The following is a 5,405-nucleotide window of genomic DNA, read 5'->3' on the forward strand; positions in this document are numbered from 1 at the left end:
GGGGGTCTGGTCCTGTCGAATTCGCCGGCGCCGCCCGGCAATTGCCCGAGGCGCTGCTGATCAACCCCTACGACCGGTTCGAGGTGGCGGAGGCGATCCGGGCCGCGCTCTACATGCCGAAGGCCGAGCGTGTGGCGCGCTGGAAGCCGATGGTCGAGCGCATGACCCGCGAGGACGTCGATTGGTGGGCGCGCAACTTCCTGGCGGAGCTCGAGAATTTCCGCACCATGGAGCGCGAGGCCCCCACCGCCGCCGCGGCCGCCGAATAGCCGGCGCAGCCCGCTGATTCCGCCTGCAGCCCCCCGTGTGACCGGACGCCCCACATGATCGCCGTCGATGACGGGGTGCCGGCGCCGCTCGGCGCCCATTTCGACGGGCGCGGCGTCAACTTCGCCCTCTTTTCCGAGCACGCCACCGCGGTCGATGTCTGCCTGTTCGAGGCGGGGGAGCGGCACGAGACCCGCACGGTGCGTCTGCCCTGCCGGACCGACGACGTCTGGCACGGCTACCTGCGCGGCGTGCTGCCGGGCCAGCTCTACGGCTACCGGGTGCACGGCCCCTGGGATCCGGCGTCCGGCCACCGGTTCAACGCCTCGAAGCTCGTCCTCGACCCCTACGCCCGGGAGATCCGCGGCCGGATCCGCTGGCACGATGCGCTCTACAGTCATCGCCGGGGCGGGCGCGAGGACCGGATCGACCGGCGCGACAGCGCGGTCTACATGCCGAAATGCGTGGTCACCGCCCCGGAGGTGCCCGATCTGGCCCTCACGCCGGTGCGGCGGCCGCTGGCCGAGACGGTGGTGTACGAGGCGCACGTCAAGGCGCTGACCCGCACCCATCCCGACATCCCCGAGGCGGAGCGCGGCACCTACGGGGCGCTCGCCCACCCGGCGATCATCGAGCACCTCGTCAGGCTCGGCGTCACCGCCCTGGAGCTGCTGCCGATCCACGCCTTCGCGGACGACCGCTTCCTGGTGGAGAAGGGGCTCGTCAATTTCTGGGGGTATCAGCCCCTGGGCTACTTCGCCCCGGAGCCGCGCTACCTGGGGGAGGGCGGACTGGGCGGCCTGAAGGCGGCGATCCGGGAGCTGAACGCCGCCGGGATCGAGACGTGGCTCGACGTGGTCTACAACCACACCGCCGAGGGGGACCACACCGGCCCAACCCTGTCGTTCCGCGGCATCGACAACGCCAGCTACTACAAGCTCGATCCCGCCGACCCGCGCCGCACCATCGACTGCACCGGCTGCGGCAACACCTTCGACGCGAGCCATCCGCGGGTGATGCAGCTCGTGCTGGATTCCCTGCGCCATTGGGTCACCGCCTACGGCATCGCGGGCTTCCGCTTCGACCTGGCCTCGAGCCTCGGGCGCGCGCCCTTCGCCTTCACCCCGCAGGCGGCCTTCTTCCAGGCGGTGGCGCAGGATCCGGTCCTCGCCCGGGTGAAGATGGTGGCCGAGCCCTGGGATATCGGGGAGGGGGGCTACCAGCTCGGCGGCTATCCGCGCGGCTGGAGCGAGTGGAACGACAAGTTCCGCGACGCCGCGCGGGGCTTCTGGAAGGGGGATTCCGGCACGCTCGCCAAGGTCACGCAGGGGCTGACCGGCTCGCGGGAGGTGTTCGCCCCGTCCCGTCGCTCGCCGCTGGCCAGCGTCAACTTCATCGCCAGCCACGACGGCTTCACCCTGGCCGACACGGTGGCGTACGAGCAGAAGCACAACGAAGCCAACGGCGAGGACAACCGCGACGGCCATAACCACAACGTCAGCCGCAACTACGGCGTCGAGGGCGACACCGACGACACGGCGATCCTGGCTCTACGCGCCCGCCAGAAGCGCAACATGCTGGCCACCATGATGCTGGCCCAGGGCGTGCCGATGCTGCTGATGGGCGACGAGCGCTCCCGCAGCCAGGGCGGCAACAACAACGCCTATGCCCAGGACAACCCGACGAGCTGGATGGACTGGAGCGTCGATCCGGATCCCGCCCTCACGGATTTCGTCGCCAACCTGCTGGCCCTGCGCCGGGCCCAGCCGGCGCTGCGGCGGCGGCGCTTCTTCACCGGCGCGCTGATCGATCCCGACGAGCCCCTGCGCGACGTGCACTGGCTCTCCCCCGAGGGCACCGAGATGGAGGGCCGCCACTGGTCCGACGACGGGCTCCAGGTGTTCGGCATGCAGATCGGCAATGACGGCGATCCGGGCGACCGCCTCCTGATGCTGTTCAACGCCGGGGAGGGCGCCGTCCCGTTCCGCCTCGCCCCGGTGGTGGGCGGCCCCTGGACGCCGGTCTTCGACACCGGCGAGCCCGCGGGCGCCCGCGCGCCCGGCACGCCGGCCGTCGAGTCCGGGGCCGCCGTGCCGCTGCCGGGCCGCACGGTCCTCGTGCTCACCGCGCCGGGGACAGAGACCGGAAACCGGGGCGGCTGGGTGCCGGAACGCTAGGGGCAGGAGCCCCCCGCGGATCCGTCAGTCGAACAGGCTGGAGACGCTGGATTCCGTCGCCGTGCGCCCGATCGCCTCGCCCAGCAGCGGCGCGATGGTGGCCACGCGGATGTTGCGGGCGAGCTTGACGGCCTGCGTCGGCTGGATCGAGTCGGTGATCACCAGCTCCTTCATCCGCGAGGCGGCGATGCGCGAGACCGCGCCGCCCGACAGCACGCCGTGGGTGATGTAGGCCGAGACGTCCTTGGCGCCGGCGTTGAGCAGGGCCTCGGCGGCGTTGACCAGGGTGCCGCCCGAATCGACGATGTCGTCCACGAGGATGCAGGAGCGGCCCTCGACCTCGCCGATGATGTTCATCACCTCGGACTCGCCCGGGCGCTCGCGGCGCTTGTCGACGATGGCCAGCGGGCAGTCGATCCGCTTGGCGATGGCCCGCGCCCGCACCACGCCGCCGACGTCGGGCGAGACCACCATGCGGTTGTCGCCCGGCAGCCGCTCCTTGATGTCGCGCACCATCACGGGGGCGGCGAACAGGTTGTCGGTGGGGATGTCGAAGAAGCCCTGGATCTGGCCGGCATGGAGATCGAGGGTCAGGACGCGGTCGGCGCCCGCCTCGGTGATGAGGTTCGCCACCAGCTTGGCCGAGATCGGCGTGCGGCCGGAGGTGCGCCGGTCCTGCCGCGCATAGCCGAAATACGGGATCACCGCCGTGATGCGCCGGGCCGAGGATCGGCGCGCAGCGTCGATCATGATCAGCAGTTCCATCAGGTGGTCGTTCGCCGGGAACGAGGTCGACTGGACGATGAACACGTCCTCGCCGCGCACGTTCTCCTGAAGCTCGACGAAGATCTCCATGTCGGCGAAGCGCCGGACCATGCACTTGGCCAGCGGCAGTTCGAGATAGGCCGCGATCGCCTCGGCCAGGGGCCGGCTGGCATTCCCGGCGATGATCTTGATCGAGGATTTCATGGGCGGCCGCTCACTCGCGGCCGGACCTTACCGCCGCTCTTGTCCAGACCGGTCTCCCGAGGAGCCGGAACGATCCGATGACGGGCGAGGCTCTTAGCAGCGGGCAGGAACTGTCACAATGCCTTCACGGCCGCCCAGCACTCGCCGCCGACAGGTAGTGCGGCAGCGCTCAGGGAGCCGGCGGCTCCAGCAGGCGGTGCAGGTGCACCACGAAATAGCGCGTCTGCGCGCTGTCGACGGTGGCCTGGGCCTTGGCCCGCCACGCGGCCTGGGCGGAGGCGTAGTCCGGGAAGATGCCGACGATGTCGAGGCCCTTGATGTCCCGGAACCGGACCCCGTCGAGATCCTGCAATTCACCACCGAAGACCAGGTGCAGCTTCTGGTCGCTGTCGATCGCCGTCGCCATGGCCTCTCCTCACGTTTCTCCGCGGCGCTCGCAAATGGCGGGCCTCCGGTCAAGCCTGCATGGTCGCAGCCGAGCCCTGAACCCGCCGCAGGTCTGCGCGGCGGCCGGGTTCCGGGCGCGGCGCCGCGCCGGATGCGCAACCTCGGATGCGTCATGCTACGAGCGGACCATGACACGCCGACCTCTCGCTCTCCTCGTCCCCGTCGCGGTGACCGTCAGCCTCAGCGCGGCGCAGGTTCTGGCGCAGCAGGCGCCCCGGGCGCCCCGCGCCGCCGGATCCGACAGGAGCGCCCCCGACCGGCGGGGCGGGCCACCGGTGATCGGCTGCCCGTCGCTCGCCAATTACCGGATGCTGATGCGCGACGGCGCGGCGGCGGCCGCGGCGCATCTGGCCGATCCCAAGGCGGACCATCTCGGCTGCTCGGCGCTGGCGCGCACGGAATTCACCGGCATCGTCGACAAGGTGACACTGGGCGGCCAGAGCTACGATTGTGCCGGCGTGCGCGGCACCACGGCCTGCCACTGGATCGCGCCCGGGACGATTCCCGAGACGCCCGCGCCGGCCAAGCGCTGACCCCGACGGGTCTCTCGGTCCGGCCTCAGCGCAGGTGGCCGCTGGCGCGCAGATCCCGCTCGACCGCCTCGTGGACGGCCTGGAGCGGATTGTCGTTGATGGCGGCGGGGGGAAGCAGCGGCGTCATCGCGGCGGGCCGCGTGTCGAAATCCGGCAGGATCGCGGATTGCGGCGCCGGCGGGCGCACCGGCACATCTGCCGGCATGCGTGCCGGCAGATGTGCCGGCATGCGCGCCGCGAGGGTCCGCAGCGCCTCACGGGCGCCGGAGGGCAGGAGCGTCACGAGTCTGTTCAGCATGGCCGGCCTCAACGCGCACGGCCGGCCGGGGCCGGCGGGAACGGGACGGTGGCGGCGGAACGGTTCTTCACGGGGACACCAGCACGGGATCGGTCGCGGGAAACGAACCGGCCCCTCCACAGTTCCGACAGATCAGTATTGCCAAATTTTCGGCGCGTGTCGCCTGGATACAGGCGAACACTGATTTGTCGGTTGAGGCAGTCTGAAGAATGGCGGAAGCGGATGGGAATCGAACCCACCGTACGCTGTTGGCGTACCGCTGGTTTTGAAGACCAGGAGGGCCACCAGACCCCGTTCGCCTCCACCACCGGGGTTACGGGCCGCCGCCGGACGGGTCAAGGTCCAGGACACCGGCAGGCGGGCGTGGCGGCGGGCCAGCGCGCAAAGGTCGCGGGTCGGGGTCGCGGGTCGGGGGCTGCGGGTCAGGGATCCCGCTCGTCCGGCGCGCGCGTCAGGCCGACCGAGGTCCCGGTTCGCGCCGACGTGAGCGCCGCCTCGAGGCAGGCCATCACCCGCACGGCCTCCAGCGCCTCGGTCTGGTCGACCGGGGTGCGGGCGATCGCCCCGGCCACGGCGCGGTAGAATGCGCGCTGGTCGCCGGCCAGCGCCGGTGCGCGCGCCACCCGCCCGGTCGCGTCGTGGATCTCCAGCCCGTCCGGATCCGCGCCCCAGCCGGCGGCCCCCGGCTTCACGCCGGCCAGCAGCTGCTGCTCC

Annotated in this window: 6 protein-coding genes, 1 tRNA gene and 1 pseudogene; 3 read left to right on the forward strand and 5 right to left on the reverse strand. The window is 71.4% G+C overall.

Translation table 11 applies throughout. The features are described from left to right. The coding region (locus I53_RS26840) for a trehalose-6-phosphate synthase (RefSeq protein WP_043356662.1) at window positions 1-269 on the forward strand (269 nt) is incomplete at its 5' end. Window positions 270-323: 54 nt separating this feature from the next. After that, the gene (glgX, locus tag I53_RS26845) at window positions 324-2,444 is read left to right on the forward strand and encodes a glycogen debranching protein GlgX (RefSeq protein WP_043356664.1); all 2,121 of its coding nucleotides are present in this window, start codon (window positions 324-326) and stop codon (window positions 2,442-2,444) included. Between the two features lie 24 nt (window positions 2,445-2,468). Here the strand turns inward: glgX and I53_RS26850 are convergent, their stop codons facing one another. Both I53_RS26850 and I53_RS26855 read right to left on the reverse strand, forming a co-directional pair. Continuing rightward, window positions 2,469-3,413, reverse strand: coding sequence for a ribose-phosphate pyrophosphokinase (locus I53_RS26850; protein WP_043356665.1), 945 nt, complete (start codon window positions 3,411-3,413; stop codon window positions 2,469-2,471). A gap of 169 nt (window positions 3,414-3,582) precedes the next feature. Beyond that, window positions 3,583-3,819 carry a DUF4170 domain-containing protein gene (locus tag I53_RS26855; protein WP_043356667.1) on the reverse strand — a complete coding sequence of 79 codons (237 nt, stop codon included), beginning with the start codon at window positions 3,817-3,819 and terminating at the stop codon, window positions 3,583-3,585. A gap of 169 nt (window positions 3,820-3,988) precedes the next feature. On the opposite strand from I53_RS26855, the gene I53_RS26860 reads away from it, so the two are divergent. Then, window positions 3,989-4,393 (forward strand): hypothetical protein, encoded by a 405-nt coding sequence (locus tag I53_RS26860; protein WP_043356668.1) that lies wholly within the window; start codon window positions 3,989-3,991, stop codon window positions 4,391-4,393. Window positions 4,394-4,418: 25 nt separating this feature from the next. Here I53_RS26860 and I53_RS26865 read toward each other — a convergent pair whose 3' ends face one another. The 3 genes and pseudogenes from I53_RS26865 to I53_RS26875 all read right to left on the reverse strand — a co-directional run. Further along, on the reverse strand, window positions 4,419-4,691 hold the full coding sequence (locus I53_RS26865) for a hypothetical protein (RefSeq protein ID WP_043356670.1): 273 nt from the start codon (window positions 4,689-4,691) through the stop codon (window positions 4,419-4,421). 210 nt (window positions 4,692-4,901) lie between these two features. After that, a tRNA-Sec gene (locus tag I53_RS26870) sits at window positions 4,902-4,994 on the reverse strand. 119 nt (window positions 4,995-5,113) lie between these two features. Beyond that, window positions 5,114-5,405 (reverse strand): annotated as a pseudogene (locus I53_RS26875) (oxidoreductase); the annotation flags it as partial.

The sequence above is a fragment of the Methylobacterium sp. B1 genome (assembly GCF_000333255.1).
Taxonomy (GTDB): domain Bacteria; phylum Pseudomonadota; class Alphaproteobacteria; order Rhizobiales; family Beijerinckiaceae; genus Methylobacterium; species Methylobacterium fujisawaense.